Origin of the sequence: Bradyrhizobium sp. NBAIM01, assembly GCF_020194115.1 — a bacterium.
Taxonomy (GTDB): Bacteria; Pseudomonadota; Alphaproteobacteria; order Rhizobiales; family Xanthobacteraceae; genus Bradyrhizobium; species Bradyrhizobium yuanmingense.
The window spans coordinates 105,317-126,641 of record NZ_JADYVU010000007.1; the positions used below are offsets into that span (position 1 = coordinate 105,317).

At 64.7% G+C, this 21,325-nt stretch carries 21 protein-coding genes; 14 read left to right on the forward strand and 7 right to left on the reverse strand.

The annotated features are described in order from the left end of the window. Positions 1-200 precede the first annotated feature (200 nt). The 3 genes from I6F31_RS22730 (at position 201) to I6F31_RS22740 (ending at position 3,797) form a co-directional block, all read left to right on the forward strand. On the forward strand, positions 201-2,066 hold the full coding sequence (locus tag I6F31_RS22730) for a tetratricopeptide repeat protein (RefSeq protein WP_225140599.1): 1,866 nt from the start codon (positions 201-203) through the stop codon (positions 2,064-2,066). Positions 2,067-2,153: 87 nt separating this feature from the next. After that, positions 2,154-3,056 carry a hypothetical protein gene (locus I6F31_RS22735; protein WP_225186144.1) on the forward strand — a complete coding sequence of 301 codons (903 nt, stop codon included), beginning with the start codon at positions 2,154-2,156 and terminating at the stop codon, positions 3,054-3,056. A gap of 219 nt (positions 3,057-3,275) precedes the next feature. Then, positions 3,276-3,797, forward strand: a complete 522-nt coding sequence (locus tag I6F31_RS22740; RefSeq protein WP_225186145.1) for a hypothetical protein — start codon at positions 3,276-3,278, stop codon at positions 3,795-3,797. 90 nt (positions 3,798-3,887) lie between these two features. Here I6F31_RS22740 and I6F31_RS22745 read toward each other — a convergent pair whose 3' ends face one another. Together I6F31_RS22745 and I6F31_RS22750 are read right to left on the reverse strand one after the other, a co-directional pair. Further along, a complete protein-coding gene (locus I6F31_RS22745; RefSeq protein ID WP_225186146.1) occupies positions 3,888-4,679 on the reverse strand; it encodes a phytanoyl-CoA dioxygenase family protein in 792 nt (263 codons plus the stop codon). Between the two features lie 184 nt (positions 4,680-4,863). Further along, positions 4,864-5,190: a hypothetical protein gene (locus tag I6F31_RS22750; protein WP_036014049.1), complete on the reverse strand. Its 327-nt coding sequence runs from the start codon at positions 5,188-5,190 to the stop codon at positions 4,864-4,866. Between the two features lie 275 nt (positions 5,191-5,465). Here I6F31_RS22750 and I6F31_RS22755 point away from each other — a divergent pair, with 275 nt between their 5' ends. Both I6F31_RS22755 and I6F31_RS22760 read left to right on the forward strand, forming a co-directional pair. Continuing rightward, positions 5,466-6,131, forward strand: coding sequence for a class I SAM-dependent methyltransferase (locus I6F31_RS22755; protein ID WP_036014038.1), 666 nt, complete (start codon positions 5,466-5,468; stop codon positions 6,129-6,131). A 15-nt stretch (positions 6,132-6,146) separates the two neighbouring features. Further along, complete coding sequence (locus I6F31_RS22760) at positions 6,147-7,190, forward strand: zinc-binding dehydrogenase (protein ID WP_225147271.1); 1,044 nt, start codon at positions 6,147-6,149, stop codon at positions 7,188-7,190. A gap of 30 nt (positions 7,191-7,220) precedes the next feature. Here I6F31_RS22760 and I6F31_RS22765 read toward each other — a convergent pair whose 3' ends face one another. After that, positions 7,221-8,084, reverse strand: a complete 864-nt coding sequence (locus tag I6F31_RS22765) for a LysR family transcriptional regulator (protein ID WP_085969212.1) — start codon at positions 8,082-8,084, stop codon at positions 7,221-7,223. Positions 8,085-8,185: 101 nt separating this feature from the next. On the opposite strand from I6F31_RS22765, the gene I6F31_RS22770 reads away from it, so the two are divergent. The 7 genes from I6F31_RS22770 (at position 8,186) to I6F31_RS22800 (ending at position 17,047) form a co-directional block, all read left to right on the forward strand. Then, the gene (locus tag I6F31_RS22770; protein WP_050995977.1) at positions 8,186-9,496 is read left to right on the forward strand and encodes an aspartate aminotransferase family protein; all 1,311 of its coding nucleotides are present in this window, start codon (positions 8,186-8,188) and stop codon (positions 9,494-9,496) included. A gap of 20 nt (positions 9,497-9,516) precedes the next feature. Further along, a complete protein-coding gene (locus I6F31_RS22775; protein WP_036014028.1) occupies positions 9,517-11,127 on the forward strand; it encodes a gamma-glutamyltransferase in 1,611 nt (536 codons plus the stop codon). Between the two features lie 200 nt (positions 11,128-11,327). Further along, positions 11,328-13,472, forward strand: coding sequence for a GumC family protein (locus I6F31_RS22780; protein WP_036014025.1), 2,145 nt, complete (start codon positions 11,328-11,330; stop codon positions 13,470-13,472). Positions 13,473-13,474: 2 nt separating this feature from the next. Next, a complete protein-coding gene (locus tag I6F31_RS22785) occupies positions 13,475-14,638 on the forward strand; it encodes a cellulase family glycosylhydrolase (protein ID WP_225186147.1) in 1,164 nt (387 codons plus the stop codon). A 56-nt stretch (positions 14,639-14,694) separates the two neighbouring features. After that, complete coding sequence (locus tag I6F31_RS22790; RefSeq protein ID WP_036014023.1) at positions 14,695-16,254, forward strand: hypothetical protein; 1,560 nt, start codon at positions 14,695-14,697, stop codon at positions 16,252-16,254. A 105-nt stretch (positions 16,255-16,359) separates the two neighbouring features. Further along, on the forward strand, positions 16,360-16,578 hold the full coding sequence (locus I6F31_RS22795; RefSeq protein ID WP_036014021.1) for a hypothetical protein: 219 nt from the start codon (positions 16,360-16,362) through the stop codon (positions 16,576-16,578). Between the two features lie 10 nt (positions 16,579-16,588). Next, positions 16,589-17,047, forward strand: coding sequence for a hypothetical protein (locus I6F31_RS22800; protein WP_036014019.1), 459 nt, complete (start codon positions 16,589-16,591; stop codon positions 17,045-17,047). An 87-nt stretch (positions 17,048-17,134) separates the two neighbouring features. Here the strand turns inward: I6F31_RS22800 and I6F31_RS22805 are convergent, their stop codons facing one another. Next, positions 17,135-17,563 carry a hypothetical protein gene (locus I6F31_RS22805; RefSeq protein WP_036014014.1) on the reverse strand — a complete coding sequence of 143 codons (429 nt, stop codon included), beginning with the start codon at positions 17,561-17,563 and terminating at the stop codon, positions 17,135-17,137. Between the two features lie 42 nt (positions 17,564-17,605). Here I6F31_RS22805 and I6F31_RS22810 point away from each other — a divergent pair, with 42 nt between their 5' ends. Beyond that, positions 17,606-17,884 (forward strand): hypothetical protein, encoded by a 279-nt coding sequence (locus I6F31_RS22810; RefSeq protein ID WP_192893365.1) that lies wholly within the window; start codon positions 17,606-17,608, stop codon positions 17,882-17,884. Positions 17,885-17,996: 112 nt separating this feature from the next. Here I6F31_RS22810 and I6F31_RS22815 read toward each other — a convergent pair whose 3' ends face one another. From I6F31_RS22815 to I6F31_RS22825, 3 genes are all read right to left on the reverse strand, one after another. Beyond that, complete coding sequence (locus tag I6F31_RS22815) at positions 17,997-18,497, reverse strand: hypothetical protein (protein ID WP_057027814.1); 501 nt, start codon at positions 18,495-18,497, stop codon at positions 17,997-17,999. Between the two features lie 203 nt (positions 18,498-18,700). After that, a complete protein-coding gene (locus I6F31_RS22820) occupies positions 18,701-19,093 on the reverse strand; it encodes a hypothetical protein (RefSeq protein ID WP_051057172.1) in 393 nt (130 codons plus the stop codon). 72 nt (positions 19,094-19,165) lie between these two features. Next, entirely contained in the window at positions 19,166-19,510 is a 345-nt protein-coding gene (locus I6F31_RS22825; RefSeq protein ID WP_036014486.1) for a DUF1236 domain-containing protein, read from the reverse strand. Positions 19,511-20,001: 491 nt separating this feature from the next. Between I6F31_RS22825 and I6F31_RS22830 the strand changes: the two genes are divergently transcribed. Then, complete coding sequence (locus tag I6F31_RS22830; RefSeq protein ID WP_036014484.1) at positions 20,002-21,321, forward strand: aminotransferase class V-fold PLP-dependent enzyme; 1,320 nt, start codon at positions 20,002-20,004, stop codon at positions 21,319-21,321. Positions 21,322-21,325: the final 4 nt, after the last annotated feature.

A 21,325-nucleotide genomic window follows, 5' to 3' on the forward strand; every position in this document is an offset into this window, starting at 1 on the left:
CATATGGGAACCCGCAGGGAAACTCAGGATCAGCCGTATAAGCGGAGTGGTGCTGCTTGCGCGCCGCCGGACGGGTCTCATTGCTCACGAATATATGAGCTGTGTTGATAACCGCATGCGGGTTGGAAGGTTTAATTTCAAGCTGGCGTAGAATGTCCGCAATGCCAGTTGTGCTTGGCCCCTGTACAGGGAAACCGTTGATGGAACGCAAGCTCGCCGCGATCATGGCCGCCGACATCGTCAGCTACAGCCTGATGATGGCCGAAAACGAGGCCTCCACCTATAAAGAGCTGCGCACGGTCTTCGACAATCTGATCGAGCCCACAGTCGCGCAGCATGGTGGACGCATCTTCAAGAAGACCGGCGACGGGTTTCTGGCGATGTTTCCCAGCGTCAACGAAGCCGTTGATGCGGGCTCTGCCATCCAGCAAGGGTTCGACAACGCCCCGTTTGAGCTGCGCATAGGCATCAACCTCGGTGATGTCATCGAGGATAATGGCGATATGTACGGCGACGGCGTTAATGTCGCCACACGGCTCGAGACGATGGCCGATCCCGGCAGCATCTTTGTTAGCGGCGCTGTCGTCATGGCCGCAGACCGCAATCGCGGCGACGTGTTCGCGCGTGTGGGCCGCAGGCGCGCCAAAAACATTCCCGACCGTCTTAACGTCTACCGGGTCCGACGCGCGCAATCATCATGGTCTCGCTGGCGAAAAGTCCCGCGCGTTCTACGCGGTACCGCTGCGCGCTGGTCGTATGGCGTCGCCGCCGTAGCCCTTGTCCTCATCGGCACCCAAATCCAACCGCTTTCCCTGGCGGCGATGGTCAGCCGGCTCCCGGCCGCGCTATCTTTCGACCAGACCCGCGCCGACCCGCGCCCGTCAGTTGCGGTCATGCCCTTTGCGACCATGGGCGGCGACCAGTCGTACTTTGCAGACGGGCTGACCGAGGATGTGACCACGGCGCTCGCAAGGAATTCCGAGCTTCAGATCATCGCGCGCGACTCCACCTATGCCGTGCGCGGGCAAGACAGCGATATGCGCAAGCTCGGGGCAAAGCTGGGCGTTTCCTACGTGGTGGAAGGCAGCGCGCGCCGCGAGGGGGACCGGCTTCGCGTCTCGGCGCAGCTGATCGACGTGAAATCGGGCGCGCACCTTTGGTCGCGCAGCTTCGACAGGCAGGTTGCCGACGTCTTCACCGTACAAAGCGAGCTGACCACGGAAATCGTCGCCCAGCTCGCGCCGTATATCGGCCGAAGTGAAGCCATCGCTGCCGCGCAACGGCCGACCGACAACCTCCAGGCTTACGATCTTCTGCTGCGGGCCCGTCATCGATACCGGCATGGCGTCCAGGATGCGGAAGCACTTATGGAGGCACGCGGCCTATATCAGCGCGCGCTGGAAATGGACCCGGCCTATGCCGCCGCCCGTGCGGGCTTGGCCCTCACTTACATCGCGGATGTGGCCAAGAGGTCGAGTGGTCGGGCGACAGCGCATGAGCTGGAACTAGGTCTTAGCGAAGCGCGCCAGGCCGTGCGCCTCGATCCCAATCTCTCGCTCGGCTATCAGGTGATCAGCTTCGGGCTGGCGGTGCAGGGCGATTATGCGGGCGGCTTGCAGGCCGCCAAGCGCGCCGTCGAACTGAATCCCAATGACCCGGATAGCATGATGGCATTGGCAAAAGCACAAGTCCGTTTCGGGGACTACGCGGACGCTGTTGCCAATGCCGAGCGGGCGCGTCGCCTTCATCCCATGGCACCGGAATATTACGCCTATGTGCATGGCCAGGCTCTTTACGCCGCTGATCGTCGCGATGAGTCGGCTACCGTGATCTCCGAATGCCTTGTAAGGGCGCCGCGCGATGCCAACTGCCTGCTCATACAGGCTGCGCTGCAAGGGCGGCGCGGTGATATAGAAGCGGCGCAGCTGACGATGGCAAGCTTGGTAGGGGCCCAACCGACATTTTCGTTGGAGGCAGAGCGCTCTTATCGCCGGTTTGGCAACAAGCCGCTCATGGAGCAGTTCCTGAAGGACCTGACGGTGGCGAAGGCACCGGGGGCTGCGTAATAGGATTCTGTGTAGCTGAAATTCAATGAGATAGCAGTTCTCAGTTTCATCTCGTCGCGCGCGCCGTTTCGATGGTAAGTTCGTCCGATGCGCACGATCGATCATCTATTCTCCTGCTTCGTTTTATTCCTTGCCATCGCAGCCGCCTCGGTGCTTCCCGCGCGCGCGGCCGAAACCTGCCCGTTCATCAGCGCCCAGGAGCTCGCCCGGGCGATGCCGGCGCTGAAATGGTCGCTGATTTCGAACCAGGACGGCCGCGGCTGCATCTACCAGGCCGGGCGCGGCGACACGATGATGCTCTCGGTGTTCCGCAATCCCGACAAGGACCGCGCCAGGGAATTGTACGCGACCTTCGTCAAGACGCTCGGTGAGCGCATGCCGCTGAGCGCAGTGTCCGGAATCGGCGACGAAGGCCAGGGCGGAACGAGCGCGGCGGGCGCGGAGCGCCAGGAGGCCTCGGTCGTCGCCCTGTCCGGCGATTACATTCTGCAGATCAGCGTCTATCCGATCGGCCGGCGCGCCGATGATGCGCTGCTCGCGCCGATCACTGAGGCCGCGCGCGTTGCCGTCGGCAATGTGAGCAAGAGCAGCGAGCGGTTCGGCAATTGCGAGTGGCTCACGGCCGCCGATGCCGACGGCTTTCTCGACAACGGCACGCTGACGGTGCAGCGGACCGGGGCAGGCAGCTGCATGATGTTCGATCGCGAGGCCAACACCATGACCGTCGCGGTGATCACGACCTCGCGCGATACCGCCGCCAGCATGATGAAGCGTGCAGGGCCATGCACGCACGTGGCGATCCCCGAGCTCGGCCGCGAAGCCTTCGGCGAGCATTCCTGCACCAAGGGCAACGGCAACGCCGTCCACATCCATGTCTGGAAGAACGGCCGCCAGGCTTCGATCCTGTTCGCCCCGGTCAAGCCGCATCCGCAGTCCGGCTCGGTCGAGCGCCTGAAGGCGGTTGCCGCGCGGGTGTATGGGAAACTGTGACGACGGTGGTCGGGGTCACACTTGCGTCGCGCAATTCTGGATTGCGTTTGCCGCGGGCGCAGCTATCGTCCCACACCCCACGGTCTGCTGGAAAGCCCTTGATGTCTAAGCGTCACATGGTCCGCAGCCAGTGACTTGATCTGTGTCGCTGCCGCGCTGCTGCTATCGGCCCTCACCGCGGATGCCCAGGAGGCACAGTGGTCTCCGTTGTGGGATGCCTTGACGAAGCGGTCCGACGCAAAGGTGGTCGACGGCGTCAATGACAAGGGCAAGGCGACGCGACGTATAGATCTCTCCTCGGGGGTGTCCTTCTTTTTGGAGCGCGATGGCGACCGGATAATGAGTACCGGGGTCGACAACAGCGGACGCGGGGCCGTGCAATGCAGTTGGGAGATTTATGTCGGGGTCCGAGCCTACACCGAAGCTTGCCAGCCGGGCGAAGATCAAGCCTTTGAAGCCGATCTGGACGATGCGATAGCTCGCATGAACGAGTTCATCGTTGAGAACAGCATCGTTCCCGTGACCAAATCGGAGCTTCAGGATGCCATTCGGCAACGTAAGCAGCACGTCGGGGACGTGGTGCGCGGGCAATCCGACGACGATCGCCGCAAGCTGTGCGAAGCCAACCCTATTCGTCCCATGAGCATTGCATTGCGGTCCGCTTCGCACGACTTGCGAGTTTCAACTTTGAACACGCTCTTGTCCGTCAAGCGACCACCGGTGAAGAATCCGTGCCTTTGAGCGTGCCGCTGCCGGCGTGATGCGGTTTCGCAAAACGATGCAAGACGACAGCAACCGCCGGGACCCTCGGAGGTCCCGGATGTCATCGGCCTAGACCGTCAGCCCGCAAGCCCGCCGGATCGCGATCTGAATCGGCGAAGGTGGCAGCGCCGGATCGAATTCGCGCTTCGGCAGCAGCGGAGGCTGTGCCATGAAGCGTGGCTCTTTCCCGCGGTGGGGTTGCGCGGCATGAACCAGGAACGGGTGGCACAGATAGACGGTGCCTGGCTTGCCGGTCGCAAGTTCAACCTCGCAATCCCTGCTCGACGCCCAGTCGCCGGCAGCAAGTTGCCGGAGCGTTGTGCCCGCCTCGCCATGGCGCAGTAGCTCCCGCGCGATGGCCGCATGCGAGCCTTTCCGGATTCGCGTGGGCGCATCATCGTTTCCGACGTCCGAGAACAGGAAGAGCATCAGCAGCGCACGGCCGCTGCTCTTCACATTGGCACGCCATTCCATGAAGTCGGCATGGGCTGTGCCAAAGCTCATGTCCACATGCCAGCCATCGTCGCCTGGCGATTGCGATGACGGGAAGCGGATCGGAAAGGTTCCGAGGCCCCTGGGCGCAAGCCAGCGCCCTTCGCCGGCGAGCTGATCATAGGCCTTGTGCAGACGCGGCGTGTTCGCGGCTTCAATGAAGGGGGGCGTCGCTTTGGCGCCGACCCGGACAACGGGCTGGGTCCAATGTTCGGGCTCGTCCGGCGACAGGCCGATATCCGCCCACAGCTCGTCCCTGCATTGCTTGGCAAGGTCGGTGCTGAAGGCATTCTCGAGTTTGACGAAACCGTCGTCGATGAAGGTCTGGACCTGACGGGGCGTCAGGCCAACCTGTTCGGTCTTGGGCATTGCACATCTCTCCGTTCGGCTACCGCAGCGCGCGTAGCCGTTTGATCTGAGTGGCGCGGGAGCGCCGGAACGACGTTCGGCCGTTCAGATCAGCGGGAAGAATGTGGAGATGAACATCATGGCGGGAACGTATAGCGCGGCGGAGCGGGGAATCAAGACACGGACAAGCGGATGAGCGAGGCCTTCACCGCAGGCCCTGCTCGTCGATCAGGATGCGGTGGATCTCGATGCGCTCCGGCAGCTCGATCAGAAACTCCGCGTCGCGCGCGAGATGATGGACCTTGGTCGGCTCGCCCTTGGTGAAAGCCGTCATGGCTGCGATGTCCGCCCAATAGGAAATGGTGGTGAACCACGTCTCCTCGTCGCGGTCCTCGCGCAATTGCTGCACGCCGAGCGCGGTCTTTCGCAGTGGCGGGATGCCCTCGGCCTGCAGATAGGCCTGGTAGGCGTCGGCGAGGTCGCGGCGGGTACGGCCGCGCCAGACGCGGGCGATGGTCGGCTTGGTCGGCATGGCAGGATTCTCCTCGCTGCCGAACGCCGTGCGGCGCATCTCGTTCCAGCGTCGCCATGTCACGGCCGCCGGCAGCCGCGGCTGGAACCTGGCGCTTGGTCGGCACTGGCGAATCATGGGCCGGATCTTGACCGGCGCCGCGGCAGCATTTCCACATCATTGATCTGAAACAATGATGGTCTTCGCCACAAATGCTAGGGCCAGTCGCAGGTCACGTGCGAGGCTCCCCAGGCCGGCCAAGACAATCTCCGCGCGTGATGAAATCCGAGGGCTCAATGGGACGACTGCTGAATATCGTAACGCCGCTGCACACTGCGACCAAGCGCGACTACATGGGCCGCATGAACGACGACAAGATCGGCTGCTCGCTGAAGGCGCGGGAGTACGAGGCCGATTACTGGGACGGCGATCGCCGTTTCGGTTATGGCGGCTACCGCTTCATCGAGGGGCGCTGGGCCCCGGTCGCCAAGGCGCTGATCGAGACCTATGGCCTGAAGGACGGGTCGAGCGTGCTCGACGTCGGCTGCGGCAAGGGTTTTCTGTTGTACGAGATGCAGAAGATCCTGCCGGGTCTGAAGGTCACCGGCTTCGACATTTCCAAGCATGGTCTTGCCAATGCACACGAGCAGGTGAAGCCGTATCTGTTCAACTATCGCGCCCAGGACGTCTATCCCTATGGCGACGACAGCTTCGACCTCGTCATCTCGCTCGGCACCCTGCACAATCTCAGGCTCTACGAGCTCGAGGCCGCGCTCAAGGAGATCGAGCGGGTCGGCAAGAACAAATACGTCATGGTCGAGGGCTACCGGAACGTCACCGAGCTGCACAACCTCGAATGCTGGGCGCTAACGGCAGAATCCATCCTGCACACCTCGGAATGGATCTGGCTCTACGGCAAGCTCGGCTACACCGGCGACTACGAATTCATCTATTTCGAGTGAACGGGCGCGCGATCCATGGACATCAAGACCGCGAAGGCCGCGATACTCGTCGAATCCGGCAAGCCGCTGATCGTCGACGAGTTCAATCTGCCCGACAGGCTCGAGCACGGTCAGGTGCTCGCCCATGTGCACACGTCGAGCATTTGCGGCGCACAGATCAACGAGATCGACGCCGTCAAGGGCGTCGACAAGTTCCTGCCGCACCTCTTGGGGCACGAGGCGCTGGCGACCATCGTCGAAACCGGACCCGGCGTCGTCTCCTGCAAGCAGGGCGATACCGTCGTCATGCATTGGCGGCCGGGCAAGGGCATCCAGTCCAACACGCCGGTTTATTCCTGGCGCGGCAAGCGCCTCAATGCGGGCTGGGTCACCACCTTCAACGAATATGCCGTGGTGTCGGAGAATCGCGTCACGCCCGTTCCTGATACGATCGACCGCACCAGTGCGCCGCTGCTCGGCTGCGCGGTGACGACCGCGCTCGGCGTCGTCAACAACGATGCGCAGATCGCCATCGGCGAATCCGTCGTCGTATTCGGTGTCGGCGGCGTCGGATTGAACATCGTGCAATTCGCCGCGATGGTCGGCGCCTGGCCGGTCATTGCGATCGACCGCCTCGACAACAAGCTGGCCATGGCGAAGGATTTCGGTGCCACCCACATCATCAATTCCGAGACTGTGAAGGATGTGGCCGCCGAGGTCCGGTCCATCACGGGGGCCGACGGCCCCGACAAGGTCGTCGAGACCACCGGCGTCAAGAACCTGATCGAGCTCGCCTACGAGATCACCGCCAAGAAAGGCCGCTGCATCCTCGTCGGCGTGCCCCGCGAGAAGGCCGAGATCTATACCCTTCCGTTGCACTTCGAGAAGGTGCTGAAGGGCTCGGAAGGCGGGCAATGCCAGCCCGCGCGCGATATCCCGCGCCTGGTGCGACTCAGCGACGCCGGCAAGGTGAGCTACCGCGGCATCGTCACCCACGAGTTCGCGCTCGACGACATCAACGACGCCTTGGATCTGATGCGCAGCGGCACATCGGGACGGATCCTCCTGAACATCAGCTGAGCGCTGCGCTCGCCGCGCACGCGCCGGTCACTAATCGATCTCCGCCTTGGTCTTCAGTCCGGGCAACACGGTGCGGACGTGCTCGGCCAGCGTCGTCGCCAGCAGCGAGGGCCTCGCCTCCGAGAATTCGAGCGCGATGCCGATGGTTGGAAGCAGGGGCAGTCCGGCCGAGACGACATGAAGATCGAACGGAACGGCGGTTCGTGTCAGGACGCTGATCGCATGACCGGACCGCGCGATCGCGATCAGGCCGGCGAGGCTGTTGCTCGCGTAGGCGACCCTGTAGCGCCGATTGACCGCGTCCATCGCGGCGCAGGCGGCGCGGTAGTCCAGGCTCATCGGCGCCGCCAGCGCCAGCGGCAGCACATCCTGCGTCAGTATTTTCGGTTCGGCCTCGTTCGCGACCCAGACGAAGCGCTCCTCGCGGATCACCTCGCGCGCTCCGGCATCGGACAGCGAGACCAGCGCCATCTCGATCTGGCGCCGCGCTAGCATCGGGCGCAGCTCGGAGGTCGGTGCGCAGACCATGCGCAGCTCGACATTGGGATGCAGCGCGCAGAACCCCTTCAGCAGCGCCGGCAGGAAAGCGATCGAATAGTCCTCCGGGCAGCCCAGGCTCAGCGTCCCTTTGAGACTCTCGCCGCTCATGTCGGCGAGAATCTCGTCGTGCTGCGCCAGCAGCGTCTCGGCGTGGGCGAGCAGTTTCTCGCCGGCCGCGGTCAGCCTCATGCCGGATCCGCTGCGGTGAAACAGCGGCTGCGTGATCGTCTGTTCCAGCCGTTGCATCTGCATGCTGAGCGCGGACTGTGTCCGGCCAATCTGCAAGGCCGCCAGGCTGATCGAGCCGGTGCGGGCCACGACGACGAAATTCCTCAGAAGGGTGAGATCCAGCATCGACATCAGGAAGATTAATATCCAGATTGAATTATATCAATTAGCCTGAAGTCAAATTCTTGCCTAGAGGTCGGACGTCCCCCAAGCGAGAGGTGGCTGTCATGACCTTAAATGCCGATCCCGATTTCTGGGCGTCCGCCAACACGCATCTGACCCGCTATGGGCCGAGTTTCGAACCCGTCATCATCGAGCGTGCGGCCGGCAGTTTCGTCTACGATGCCGACGGACGCGCCATCCTCGATTTCACCTCGGGTCAGATGAGCGCTGTGCTGGGGCACACGCATCCCGACATCGTCGCCACGGTCGCACGGCAAATGGGTGCGGTCGCTCATCTCTTCAGCGGCATGCTCTCGCGTCCGGTGGTGACGTTGGCCGAGCGTCTCGCTGCGCTTGCGCCCGGTCTCGACCGCGTGCAGCTGCTGACGACAGGCGCGGAAGCCAATGAAGCGGCGATCCGGATGGCCAAGCTCGTCACCGGCCGGCACGAAATCGTCGCCTTCGCGCAAAGCTGGCACGGCATGACCGGCGCGGCGGCGTCGGCGACCTACAGCGCGGGCCGGCGCGGTTATGGGCCGGCCGCGGTCGGATCGTTCGTCATTCCCGCGCCGAACGCCTATAGGCCGCGCTTCAGGAACGTCGACGGCAGCAACGACTGGCAGACCGAGCTCGACGATGCGTTCGCACTGATCGACAGCCAGTCGACCGGTAGTCTGGCGGCCTTCATCGCCGAGCCGATCCTCTCCAGCGGCGGCATTCTGGAACTGCCGCTCGGCTATCTCGCGGCTTTGAAGCAAAAATGCGAGCAGCGCGGCATGCTGCTGATCCTCGACGAAGCTCAGACCGGAATCGGCCGCACCGGGCACATGTTTGCCTTCGAGCGTGACGGCGTGGTGCCTGATATTCTCACGCTGTCGAAGACGCTCGGCGCCGGTCTGCCGCTCGCCGCGGTCATGACGACAAAGGCCATCGAGCAGACCGCGTTCGAGCGCGGCTTCCTGTTCTACACCACGCATGTCTCCGATCCCTTGCCCGCCGCGATCGGCGTCACGGTGCTCGACGTTGTCGCGCGCGACGGGTTGGTGGCGCAGGCAACCGCCAGGGGCAACAGGCTCCGGGATGGATTGCTGTCGCTGCAGCAAAAGTTCGAATGCGTCGGTGACGTCAGGGGCCGCGGGCTTCTGCTTGGTCTTGAAATCGTCGTCGACCGGCAGTCCAAGACGCCGGGGTTTGAACTCGGCGCGCGGATCATGGAGGAGACCATGCGTCGCGGTCTCAGCATGAACATCGTCAAGTTGCCCAGCATGGGCGGCGTATTCCGCATCGCGCCGCCGCTCACGGTGTCCGAGGCCGAAATCGATCGCGGTCTCGAGATCATGTCGGAGGCGATCCAGGCTGCTGCGACGACGCACTGATCGGGGAAGGCCTTTTCCGGATGCAACTCGCCAGGACATATGGGCGTCCGACGCTGTTCTCGCGGCACGGCATGGTCGCCGCCGCGCATCCGCTCGCGGCACAGGCCGGTGCACGAATCCTGATGCAGGGCGGCAATGCGTTCGATGCGGCCGTCGCCACGGCGGCCGCCCTCAACGTGGTCGAGCCGTTCATGTCGGGGCTTGCCGGGTTTGGACTGGCCACGATCTGGGTGGCGATCGAGCAGCGCATTCGCGTGCTCGACTTCGCGCCGCCGATGCCCGCAAGCTTCCCGGTCGGCAGATACACCAGCAGATTCGAGCTCGAGCGCGGTCCGCAGGCAGCCTCGACGCCCGGCAATCTCGCGGGCTGGTGCGAGCTGCTCTCGCGCTATGGACGCAAATCGCTACCGGACGTCTTTGCGCCGGCGATCACGCTGGCGCAGGGCGGCTTTGCGCTCTCGGATTTCGGTGTTGATGAGATCAACGAGCAGGTGCCGCTGCTCGAACCCTGGCCGGAGCTGCACGCCGCACTGGTCAGGAACTATCTCCCGGATGGAATGCCGGTGAAGCTCGGCAGCATCGTCGCGCAGCCTGATCTTGCGCAGACTCTTGCCGAGATCTCCGAATGGGGGCCCGAGCATCTGTATGGCGGCAAGCTCGGCCGGCGGATCGTGGACTATCTCGCCACGCTCGGCGGCAGCCTGACGCTGGACGATGTCATCGCCGTCAAGCCGCACTGGTTCGATCCCCTGACCGTGTCCTATCGGGGGCTCGAGCTTCACGTCCCGGCGCAGCAATGCGGCGGCTTCCAGTTCGCCCTGACCCTCAAGATCCTTGAAGGCTTTGACCTCGGGCGTCTGCCGAAGGACGGCGCCGATCATCTCGACACGGTCTATCGCGCGATCCGTCTCGCCGCCGGCGAGCGCATCGCCCATGGCAATCTGGGACCGGATCAAGCCGCTGCAGCAATGTCCGAGGCGACGATCGCGCGGCTTCGCCAGCGTGTGAGCGACGGCCGGCCGATCACGGGCCCGACGGAGCAATGGATGCCGCAGGATCGTGCCGATCCCGGCCACACCACCTCGTTCTCGATCGCCGACGCCGAAGGCAATCTGGTCTGCATGACGCAAAGTCTCGGCAGCCCGTTCGGCAGCGGCGTCGTGGTGCCGGGGACCGGCGTTTGCCTCAACAATCATCTGCATTGGGCCGACGTGCAGCCGGGAAGCCCGAACCTCGCCAAGCCGGGCGATGCGTTGCCGGTGACGCTGGCACCGTCGATTGCGACGCGCGGCAGCCGTCCGGTGCTCGCGCTGGGGACGCCCGGCAGCTACGGCATCCCGCAAACCCAGGCCCAGGCTTATGTGCAGCACATCGAGTTCGGCCTTCCGCTGCAGCAGGCGATCGAGGCGCCGCGTTCACGGCTGTGGGACGGCCGCTTCATTCAGGCAGAGAACCGCATCGCGCCGGAAACGATCGTCGAACTGAAACGCCGCGGCCACGAGATCGAGATCTTGGACACCGGGTGGACCATGCTCTGCGGCGGCATGCAGGCCATCGCGCTCGATCCGGAAACCGGCGTGATGACGGGTGCCGCCGATCCGAGGCGGGATGGATATGTCATCGCCTTGTGAGCGGTCGCACATCGAGGCGAGCGCAGGCAGGCGCCGCCGATGTGCGCCGCGCCTGAATGGCTGGCCGCGTCGCGTTAACGAATCGTTCACCGCCCAAGACCATGCCAGCCCAGCCGAGCCGTAACCGGCGGTTAACCATGGATATTTACGGTGTAGCAAGCCTCAGAGCTATGACTGTCAGTTGATTTCGAGTCCAACCCATGGCGTTCGGTAGCCGCGCATCTCCGCGAAGCATCGCCCCGACGGAGCAAGCGGCTTCGTGGGAAGCGCCGCGCGCTGGGAAGGCGAAGCTTGACGGCGCCTCGCCGGGACTGACCAAGGGATCGTTGACCGTCTCCGGGACGCTGTCCTTTCTGCGCGAGAACGGCCGGCGCATTCTGACGCTGGCGCTGGCGCTGTTCGCCCTCGGCGTCGTCGCCCTGATGGTGCTTCCGGTCCGCTATGCCGCGACGGCCCTGGTCGTGCTCGATCCGCGCGAGCTGCGCGTGACCTCGGAGCAGGACGTGCTGCCCGGCATCGGCCAGGATGCCGCGGCGCTGCAGAGCCAGATCGAGATCGCCAAATCCGACGGCTTCCTCCGCCCCCTGATCGAGCAGCTCAAGATCGCGGACGACGAAGACATCGCGGGCGGTTATACCGACATGACGCGCCTGCTCGAAAGATTCCGCAACCGCCTCGAGATCACCCGGCGCGGGCTGACCTACGTCATCGCGATTTCCTTCACCTCCAACCGGCCGGATCGCGCCGCCTACTACGCCAATGCCATCGCCGAGGCCTTCGTCGCCAGCCAGGGCCGCGTCCGCACCGAGGCGACGGACGAGGCGGCCGGCTGGCTCCAGGACCGGCTGAAGACGCTGAGCGAGCGCCTGCGCGCGTCGGAAGACGCCGTCGCCGCCTTCCGGCTCGAGCACAACATCGTCAATGCCGGCAAGGAATCCACCACGCAGCAATTGCGGGTGACCGACCTGACCCAGCAGGTCTCCGCCGCCCGCGCCCGCACCGAGGAGGCCAAGGCGCGCTACGAGCAGGTGCAGCGCGACGTCAAGGCCAATGTCGAAGGGCCGGTGAAGCAGGATCTCCTCAGCATGCTGCGCGCGCAGCGCTCGGCGCTGAACGACCAGATCGCGCAGAAGAAGGCGGTTTATGGCGACCGCCATCCCGACCTTGCGATCTCCTACAGCCAGCTGGCGGATATCAACCGGCAGATCGAGATCGAGCGGAAGAAGAACATCGATACGGCCAAGTCCGAATATGAGGCTCAGCTGGAGCAGCAGAACGCGCTGGAAAAGCAGCTCAAGGCGGTCGAGACCAAGATGCTGCGCGACGGCCAGGCGCTGGTGAAGCTGCAGGAGCTGCAGCGCGACGCCGATGCCAACCGCAACATCTACGAGCAGTTCCTGTCGCGGTTCAAGACCACCAATGAGCAGCGTCAGCTGCAGGCGTCCCAGACCAAGATCGCCTCAATTGCCATTCCGCCGTTGCGCTCGACGCGTCCGCCGCTCGCCTTGCTGCTCGCGGCGCTGGCGATCGGCTCGCTGCTGACGTCGACCGCCGCCGTTGCGGTGACGACGAGCCTGTCCGCCGACAAGCCCGAATCCGTTGAGGCGCCTGTCTCACGTGAAGCGGCGGAGACGCCCAACCGGCAAGTTTCCCCTCCTGCCGCCGCCGCGCGCCCAGCCGAGGCGATGCCCCGCCTTCCTGTCTGGGCCCGCATCCCCGAGCTGGCGCCAGGAGGCGGGATCAACACGGTCTGGCAAAGACCGGTCAGCGCGTCGGCCGAGCTCGATCTCGGCCCCCACTTACGGCCGCTGCTCGAACGCATCGACCGCGTGCCGGTGCGCGGCTGCAAGGTCGCGCTGGTCTTGTCGGTCGGTAAGAGCGCCGGCGGCAACACGGTGGCGCGCTCCCTCAATCGCGCCGCCGTCAACCGCGGCATGATGAGCGTGCTGATCCGGCTCCAGCCGGAATTTGCAGGCTCCCAGCCGCCGGTGACCGAATGGCAGGACGGCTCGACCACGGCGGGACTTCAGTCGATCGACGAGTTGCTGAGTGCCGGCCGGAAGCCCGATGCGCGGCCCGAGGACGATATCCGCTCGGAGTTCGACCTGATCGTGGTCCACGCCGGCAATCTCGCCTTGCAGCCCGACGCCATTGCGCTGGCCGCGCATGCCGACCTGATCGTTCTGGTGGCGCGCGCCGGCGAGCTTGGCTCGTCGGCGATGCGCAGAGTGACCGCGGCGCTGTCGAGATACGCGGCGGTGCCGACCGGCCTCGTCGTCAATCACGTGCCCGCTGATTCAATGGTGGCTCAGCCCGACGGTGGCGCTTTGGGCCTTGCGGTGTGACGATGACAGCCTTGCGCTGCCGTCTGCTGGCTGCGGCGATGCTGTTGTCGATCGCGGTCGGCCGTCCGGTATTCGCCGAGGATTGCGTGCCACTGCCGTCGACGGTTTCGCCCGGGCGGCTTGCCGCCCTCTCGCGCGGCTTCAACGCCGACGGCTGGATCAACGGTGCGCCGCCGAGCCGCGCGCTGCTGCAGCAGCTGCGCAAGGCGGGCATGAGCCATGTCCGCCTGCCGGTGCCGGCGGAGCGCGTGATGCCGCGCTTTGCCGCAAAGGACGAGCGCGAGGCGACGCTGCGCGTGCTCGACGGCGCGTTGAAGCAGCTGACCTCGCTCGGCTATTCCAGCTCCGTCGACCTTCATCCGGGCGAGCGCTTCAATCGCCTGCACAAGGATGATCCCGATGCGGCGATGGGCGAGATGCAGGAGGCCTGGCGCGCGCTTGCTGGGGTCATTCGGTCATATCCAGCCGATCTAGTCTTCGCCGAGCTGCTCAACGAACCCGATATCGAAGCGGACAGATGGCAAAAGGAGGTCGAGGCGCTCGCCGCCTTCGTTCGCCGGTTACTGCCCTCCACCACGCTCATCGTCGGTCCGGTCAACTGGCAGCGCGCGGACTCGCTGCCGCGGTTTCGTCCGCTGGCGGACGCTGACGTCGTCTATGCCATCCATTTCTACGATCCGATGGTGTTCACCCATCAGGGCCACTGGGACGCGCGCGATCCGCTGCACGACATCATGGATCTGCCTTATCCGATCAATGCCGGCGATCCCAAGGTTCAGGCGCTTCGGCAGGATTTGCAGGCGAGGGGCGCGGTCAAGGCGCTCGCCATGCTCGATACCGCGATTGGCGCCGCCAAGGAGAAGCCGGGAGCCGATCGCTGGCTCGCGCCGGCGCTCGCATGGCAGCAGCAATTTTCGCGGCCGATCATCGTCAATGAGTTCGGCGTGTTGAAAGCCGGCGCCCCCCGGCAGAGCCGGTTGCGCTGGCTGGCGGAGGTCACTGCCTATGCCCGCGCGCATTGCTGGGGCTGGGCGCATTGGGAACTGGCGCAAGGCTTTGGCCTCGTCGACGCCGCAACCGGCAAGCCCGATCCCGACGTGATGCGGGCGCTGCTCGGCGCGCCCGGCCGGCCCGAACGGGCTCCCGCTGCGCGCCGCGATCGTTAACGGATCCTTACCCCTCGCGCGGCTATCGTGTCCGGCGCGATGGTAAAGGACGATTGATGAGCGCCGGGTACTCACCGCAAGGCCAGAGCGTGCAGGCCGCGCCGTCGCCTCCGGCCTGGCGCGAGCTGGCGGCGACCTTCTGCATCGCCATCGCGACGATCAGCTCTGCGCCAGTTCTGCACCTCGCCAATCCCGCGCTGGCCATCATCATCGAGGTCCTGATCGGTATCGCCATCGTCGTTGCGGTCCCGACCTGGGCCCCGGCGGTCGCGATCTTCGTCCTGTTCTTCCAGAACCTGTTCGTCTCCATCCTGTCGCCGCTGGTCCCGCTCCCCTCCGATCTCGATTTCATCAAGGGCTACAATTTCCTGATTTGCTCCGTGATGTGGCTGGCGACGTTTGCGCTCTACGTGCTGGGCCAGAGGAGCCAGTCGAGGGAAATCAATCAGATCATGCGCTGGGGCGTCGTCACCCTCGCCGTCGTCTCGCTCTATTTCGCGATCGGCTTCGTCCAGGACGGACAGCCGGCGGCGGTCTATTTGCGCAACATCGTTCTGCCGCTGTTTCTGTTTCAGCTGTCGCTCCTGACCGCGGCAACCTTTGAGGTGCGCATCACGCCGTTCCTGGTCGCGCTAGCGGTCCTCCTCATGCTGTGCGGCTATGTCGAGCTCGTCTTGCGCGATGTCTGGCTGGCCGTCACCAACGGCCATACGTTCTGGGGCTTCGACGAGCTCAAGGCGACCCATTCCGGCGTCTGGGAAACCCAGATGCGGCAGACCGGCAACGTGCCCGTCACACTCAAGGATCGTTTCAGCTTCGACTTCCTGAACACGCCCTTGCTCGAAGGCTTCGGCCTGTCGAAGATGCTGCGCATTCACGGCCCGAACATGCACCCGATCAGCTTCGCCTACGGGATCGGCTTTCTCGCCTTGTTCCTGTTCTCGGTCGGACGCCCGCTGCTCGCCCTGGCAGCCCTGCCGCTGCTGGTCTTCTGCAGCGTGAAGGGAGCGCTCATCACCGTCGTCTTCGTGGCTGCGGGCTGGATCGGGACTCGCCTCATCGGTGCCGTAGCGACATTGTTGCTGGGGTTCGCCGGCATGATCGCCTTTGCGATCCTGGCGATCCGCATCGGCCTGCAGATCGGCGACTATCACGTCATCGGCCTAATGGGCGGCCTCGACGGATTCGTGCAGAGACCTTACGGCCGGGGCCTCGGCATCGGCGGCAATTTGTCGGACAGCTATTTTTCGATCGATTGGAGCGCTGCGCAGGCGGCCGGCACGATCGACGGCGCGGTCGAAAGCGCGATCGGCGTCCTCTTGTACCAGATGGGCATCGCGGCCTTCGTGCCGCTGGCCTTCTATTTCGCGATGGCGCTCAAGGCCTGGCGCCTCTACGCGTCGTCGGGATATCTGACGCAGGGCCTCGCCGGCTTCGGCGTGCTCGTCGTTCTGCTCAACGGATTATTTCAGGAAGAGGCCCTGTTCGCGCCGCTCGCGCTGGGCCTGATGCTCTCGCTCGCCGGTCTCGTCATCGGCAGCCATGCGAGGGTGCAGAGCGTTGCAAACGAGGATGCCGAGCCCGCTCGGCTCACCGGCTACCAGCCGGCTGCGTGAGCTGCCGACCTGCCGACGGTCCCAGTACTCGGGACCGTGCCCATCCAGGAACTTCCGTTTTTTCCCGGCGTTGAACACGACCCGCACAAGCGGCCGACGCACGCGATGAAGAATTTTTCCAACGCCGAATTTTCTCCCGAGGTGATCGAGATCATGACGACCGCGCTGGAAGCTGCCGTTGCGACCCTGCCGGATCCCGTGCATTCCTCGCACGTCAACGCGCTCGCCGAATCCATCCTGCGCACCGCCGGCGCTGGCGAGCGGAACGTCGCCCACCTGCAAAGGATTGCCTTGATGGAGCTGCAACTGGCGCCGCGCAAGTGACGAGGCGGACATGAAGACATTGCTTGCCGCAATCATCGCGCTCTGTGCGACATCCTCGATCGCCTCGGCAAGCGGCTGGAGGACTTACCGCATCCCGGAATCCGGAACGACGGTCGACATTCCCGCCTCGATCTTCGCCGAGCCGGCTGGCAAGCCAGACGGATATGGGCAGCAGTTTCGCAGCTCCGACGGCAGTGCAGATCTCACCGTTCAGGCCATCGAGAACCGGCAAGGTCTGTCGCCGGCCGAATTCCTCGCCAGCAAGAATCCGCCGACGGGGATCATCTACAAGCGGATCAGCTCGAACTTCTTCGTGGTCTCGAGCATCAAGCGCGACAAGATCTGGTACAACCGCTGCAATTTCGCGCGCGGCTATGTGCACTGCGTTCTGATCAATTATCCGGCCGCCCAGAAGCGGCGATGGGATGCCGTCGTCACCCGGATCAGCCACAGCCTGCGTGGTGGCTGAGCCGGCTCGCAAGACGGAAAGTCGCAAACGGAAAAGCTGCCCGGGCCAAGCCGGGCAGCAGGTGGTGAGGAATAGAGCCGCGCGATTCTAGCGCGCCGTCGTCGTCGTCCTCGACATGGTCGGCTTCGAGCCCGGCACATGCGACATCGTCTTGGTGGTCGAGCCGACTTGCTCGCCGGCCTTGACCTTGGTGCGGGTGTGCGAGCGGCTGAACGTGCCGCCATCATGGGCTTGCGCGCGAGCGTTGGAGTTCATCACCGGACCGTTGCCCTTGTTCATGCTGACGCCGGTCTTGGTCTTGCCGTCGACGGTAGCGGCGCTTCCGCCGGCCGCGATCGAAGAGCCGGTGCGGCCCGTCGCCGAGGTGGACGTTCCGCCGGTGCCGACGGTGGAGGCGGAGGTGCCGCCTGCTGCAGCCGAGCCGCCGCTGCCGCCGGTGATGCTGGTCTGCGCCAGCGATGGTGAAGTGGCGGCAAGCAGAAGCGCGACCGCCGAGGTCGTAACGAGCGTTCTCATGATTCAATCCTTTCTGTACCCTAAGGCGACGAGGTCGAGATTGTGCAGCCGTTGACGGTGATGGTGCTGGCGCTGGTGGAGCCGGGCCCACCCGCCGTCGACGAGGAGCTCGAGACGTGGCCGCCGCCCGCTTGCACATTGACCGACGATCCGCCGGCAGAGCTCGAGCTCGACAGCGAGCCGCTCGATGCGGTCGAGCCCGTCGTGCCTGAACCCGATGCGCCCGCGGCCGTGATGCTGCCGTCCGCATGCTTCACCACCGTCACCTTGCACGTCTCGCCCGACGCCGTCTTGCCGGTCTTTTCCATGGTAGCCGCCTGAGCTGCGCTAAACGTCAGTGCCAACGCTGCGATCGCAATGATTGATCTGTTCATGCGAGTTCTCCTCCAACAAAGACGAAGGAGCGGCATCGCTGCCGCTCCTGGTCAAGGCACTAGTTCTTGTCCTTCTTCCACTCGTCCTTGTTATGGCCCTTGCCCTTTTCGAGGCCCATGTCGCTGGCGTGGCTACCGGACTTGCCGTCGCCCATGCCGGGCGATTTCGACGAACCGGACTGGCCAACGGTCGAGCCGCCCGCAGCCGAGCCGCCAGTGCCGACGCTGGATGAGCTCTTGCCATCGCCCGCCGATGAACCACCGGTGCCGAGCGTCGAGGCCGAGCCGCTGCCCGAGCCACTGCCGGCCGCCGATCCGCCGGTGCCGACGGTCGAAGAGCTGGTGCCGCCGCCGGCCGAAGAGCCGCCGGTGCCGAGCGTCGAAGCAGAGCCTGACCCGCTGCCGCCAGCCGAAGAGCCACCGGTGCCCACCGTCGAAGAGCTGGTGCCGCCGCCGGCCGATGAACCGCCGGTGCCGACCGTCGAGCTCGATTGCGCAACGGCGAGCGCCGTGCCGGCCAGCAGCGCGGCCGCAGCCGCAGAGAGCTTCAGGATCCTCATGTGCATTTCCTCCAGGTTTCCAAAAATCAAATCGCCAATCAGGCCCGGGATAAATTGGCAATCGCGGAAACGTTCCTTGTGTCGGACACGTTGACGCTTCGATTCAGCCTGAGACAGTTCCGCGACAAGCGCACAGCTTTTATTCATTCAGCGTTCATCTGGTGCTGCGGCCATGGAGTCGCGTTCGCTACGATCGCCGGCTCTCAGAATGCTCCGGCCGTCACCTGACGCGTGGAGAGGCGAGAGGAAGCCGCGCGGCCATTCCGATTCGAATGCAGACCGGCTGCGCGCGCCGTGTCGCGCCGAGATGCCGCGACGTCCGGCGTTCGCGTTTCAAGCATCGTCAATGCGCCGCTCGTACCGCGATCAGGCGCGTCGGCGGCGAGCAGGGGAGTGGAGACGGTGGCGGCGATCCGAGTGGATGTGTCGAAGATGATTTTTTCAGGCAGCGCCCGTGCGGAGTGGATGCGAATGGTGGCCCGAGCGGCCTCCGGGCCGGCAGCACGCTCCGCGGGCTGCGGCAGAGAGCGATCCAGCAACAAGAGCAGCGCCACCGCGAAAATGCTTGCAAATACGACGTATCGGACGATCGGCATCAGGCGCTACCGCAAACGAGCTGTCGAAAGAATGCACGGGCGGGCCGCCTCGACGACCCGCCGCGCGGCGGTTTAGTCAATCTCCTGGACGACCATGCGGCTGCCGGGATCGACCAACATCACGCGGTTGCCCGAATAGACGTAGCGGTATTTGGTGAGCGAGGGACCCCAGTCACTCGGCACGGCTGCGAGCTCGACGTCGCTCGGCACGGGCGAACCGACGACGATCTTTTCGCGCGTTTCGACCGGACGGATCTTGCGCTCGGTGACGTAGGACCGGATCTTGGTGCGGGACTCCGGTTCGATCTGCACGGCCGCGCCGTGCCCGGCCCCGGTCGTGGTGGTGACGGTGGTTTGTGCCATCGCGCCCGTCGACACGAGCAGAGCGGCGGCCGAAATCAACATGAGCTTCTTCATTGCGTTCTCCCTCGCCGCTGCATGCGGCGCTGCAATGAACTCGCCATCAGCTGCGCCGTTCCGGAGAAACCCGGAACGTTTGCCGTTTTTTCCCGTTCTCTCACCGGGAGCACTCAACTGGAGGAGAGGAAAATGCCTGTGTTGATTCTTTGGGCGGTGCCCGCGCTCATCGTCCTGGGCGGCGGCATCTATCTCATCGGCTACCTGCAATGAATGTGAAGGTTCCGGTTTCCGGACAAAGGAAGAAACCGGACCCCACATCCGCTTGCGCGCGTCGAGGCCGGTGCTCCGGCCGCGCCGTCGCCATCGGCTTCCGATCATCGCATTGTCACGCTCCGGTCATCTCCGCTGCATCGTCCGTTGCTCTTGTCCCGCGCGCCAGAGCCTGCTTCGTCCGGTGACGTCGGAACGGAGCTCTGGATCGTCGTTTGGCGTTTTCGCGATGCGATCCCGACGCCGCTTCGCTCGAAAACGCTCTGGGGAGAGCTGACATGCAACTGATCAGGACGTTTTCAGCGGACCGCCGCGCGATGCTCAAGGGCCTCGCGGCAGCAGCCGTGGCGCCGCTTGCGGGGCCGGCCTTTGCCGCCGAGGGACTTCCGCCGCAGCCGACCGGCTCAATGGCCGCCATCGCCACCGACAAGTCCTATTGGGCGGCCGTGAAAGGGCTCTATGCCGTGACGCCGGAAATCGTCAATTTCGAGAACGGCTATTGGGGCATCATGGCCGAGCCCGTGCGGCGCGAGTTCATCCGCCAGTCCGACATGGTCAATTATCAGAACACCTATTACGCGCGGCTGCGTGCGGGTGCGGATTTCGAGGCGGTGCGCACCAAGGTGGCGGAGGCGGTCGGCGCGCTTCCAGCTGAGATCGCGCTCACCCGCGGCGCCACCGAAGCGCTCCAGCTCCTCATCGGCGGCTACAACAGGCTGAAGCCGGGCGACAGCGTGCTCTATGCCGATCTCGATTATGATTCGATGCAATATGCGATGAACGCGCTGAAGGCGCGCCGTGGCGTCGAAGTGGTCAAGTTCGACGTGCCGGAGCCCGCCACCCGCCAGGCTGTGCTCGACGCCTATGCCCGCGCCATCGAGGCGAACCCGAAGACGAGGCTTTTGCTCCTGACCCATGTCAGCCACCGCACCGGCTTCGTCATGCCGGTCGCCGAGATCGCCCGCATGGCCAAGGCCAAAGGCATCGACACGATCGTCGATGCCGCCCATTCCTGGGGACAGCTCGACTTCCGGGTGAGCGAGCTCGAGGCCGATTTCGTCGGCTTCAATCTGCACAAATGGCTCGGCGCGCCGCTCGGCGTCGGCTTCCTCTACATCAGGAAGGATCGCCTCGCCGCCATCGACCGCAACATGTGCGACGAGGATTTTCCGGAAAGCGATATCCGCTCGCGGGTGCATACCGGCACGGTCAATTTCGCCACGATGCTGACGGTGCCCACGGCGCTGGCGCTGCATCAAGAGATCGGCGCGGCGGCGAAGCAAGCGCGCCTGCGCCACTTGCGCGATTATTGGGTGAGCCGCGTCCGCGGCTTCAAGGACATCGAGATCCTGACGCCGGATGAGGCCGGCTCATATGGCGCGATCACGTCGTTCCGCCTCGCCGGCAAGACCGGCAAGACCGACAACGAGGCCATCGTTGCGAAGCTTCGGGACAGCTACCGGATCATGACGGTGCGCCGCGCCGGCGTCGCCAAAGGCCAGTGCATCCGCGTGACGCCGGCGCTCTTCACCGACGAGGCCGATCTCGACCGACTCGTCGAGGCGCTGGCCATCATCACGGGGACGAAGACGGGGTGAGGCT

Excerpts from the sequence above, each read along its gene's own strand:
- I6F31_RS22730 (WP_225140599.1), top strand. The coding sequence starts at position 201 with ATGGAACGCAAGCTCGCCGCGATCATGGCCGCCGACATCGTCAGCTAC.
- I6F31_RS22735 (WP_225186144.1), top strand. The coding sequence starts at position 2,154 with ATGCGCACGATCGATCATCTATTCTCCTGCTTCGTTTTATTCCTTGCC.
- I6F31_RS22745 (WP_225186146.1), bottom strand. The coding sequence starts at position 4,679 with ATGCCCAAGACCGAACAGGTTGGCCTGACGCCCCGTCAGGTCCAGACC.
- I6F31_RS22750 (WP_036014049.1), bottom strand. The coding sequence starts at position 5,190 with ATGCCGACCAAGCCGACCATCGCCCGCGTCTGGCGCGGCCGTACCCGC.
- I6F31_RS22755 (WP_036014038.1), top strand. The coding sequence starts at position 5,466 with ATGGGACGACTGCTGAATATCGTAACGCCGCTGCACACTGCGACCAAG.
- I6F31_RS22760 (WP_225147271.1), top strand. The coding sequence starts at position 6,147 with ATGGACATCAAGACCGCGAAGGCCGCGATACTCGTCGAATCCGGCAAG.
- I6F31_RS22765 (WP_085969212.1), bottom strand. The coding sequence starts at position 8,084 with ATGCTGGATCTCACCCTTCTGAGGAATTTCGTCGTCGTGGCCCGCACC.
- I6F31_RS22770 (WP_050995977.1), top strand. The coding sequence starts at position 8,186 with ATGACCTTAAATGCCGATCCCGATTTCTGGGCGTCCGCCAACACGCAT.
- I6F31_RS22775 (WP_036014028.1), top strand. The coding sequence starts at position 9,517 with ATGCAACTCGCCAGGACATATGGGCGTCCGACGCTGTTCTCGCGGCAC.
- I6F31_RS22780 (WP_036014025.1), top strand. The coding sequence starts at position 11,328 with ATGGCGTTCGGTAGCCGCGCATCTCCGCGAAGCATCGCCCCGACGGAG.
- I6F31_RS22785 (WP_225186147.1), top strand. The coding sequence starts at position 13,475 with ATGACAGCCTTGCGCTGCCGTCTGCTGGCTGCGGCGATGCTGTTGTCG.
- I6F31_RS22790 (WP_036014023.1), top strand. The coding sequence starts at position 14,695 with ATGAGCGCCGGGTACTCACCGCAAGGCCAGAGCGTGCAGGCCGCGCCG.
- I6F31_RS22795 (WP_036014021.1), top strand. The coding sequence starts at position 16,360 with ATGAAGAATTTTTCCAACGCCGAATTTTCTCCCGAGGTGATCGAGATC.
- I6F31_RS22800 (WP_036014019.1), top strand. The coding sequence starts at position 16,589 with ATGAAGACATTGCTTGCCGCAATCATCGCGCTCTGTGCGACATCCTCG.
- I6F31_RS22805 (WP_036014014.1), bottom strand. The coding sequence starts at position 17,563 with ATGAGAACGCTCGTTACGACCTCGGCGGTCGCGCTTCTGCTTGCCGCC.
- I6F31_RS22815 (WP_057027814.1), bottom strand. The coding sequence starts at position 18,497 with ATGAGGATCCTGAAGCTCTCTGCGGCTGCGGCCGCGCTGCTGGCCGGC.
- I6F31_RS22820 (WP_051057172.1), bottom strand. The coding sequence starts at position 19,093 with ATGCCGATCGTCCGATACGTCGTATTTGCAAGCATTTTCGCGGTGGCG.
- I6F31_RS22825 (WP_036014486.1), bottom strand. The coding sequence starts at position 19,510 with ATGAAGAAGCTCATGTTGATTTCGGCCGCCGCTCTGCTCGTGTCGACG.
- I6F31_RS22830 (WP_036014484.1), top strand. The coding sequence starts at position 20,002 with ATGCAACTGATCAGGACGTTTTCAGCGGACCGCCGCGCGATGCTCAAG.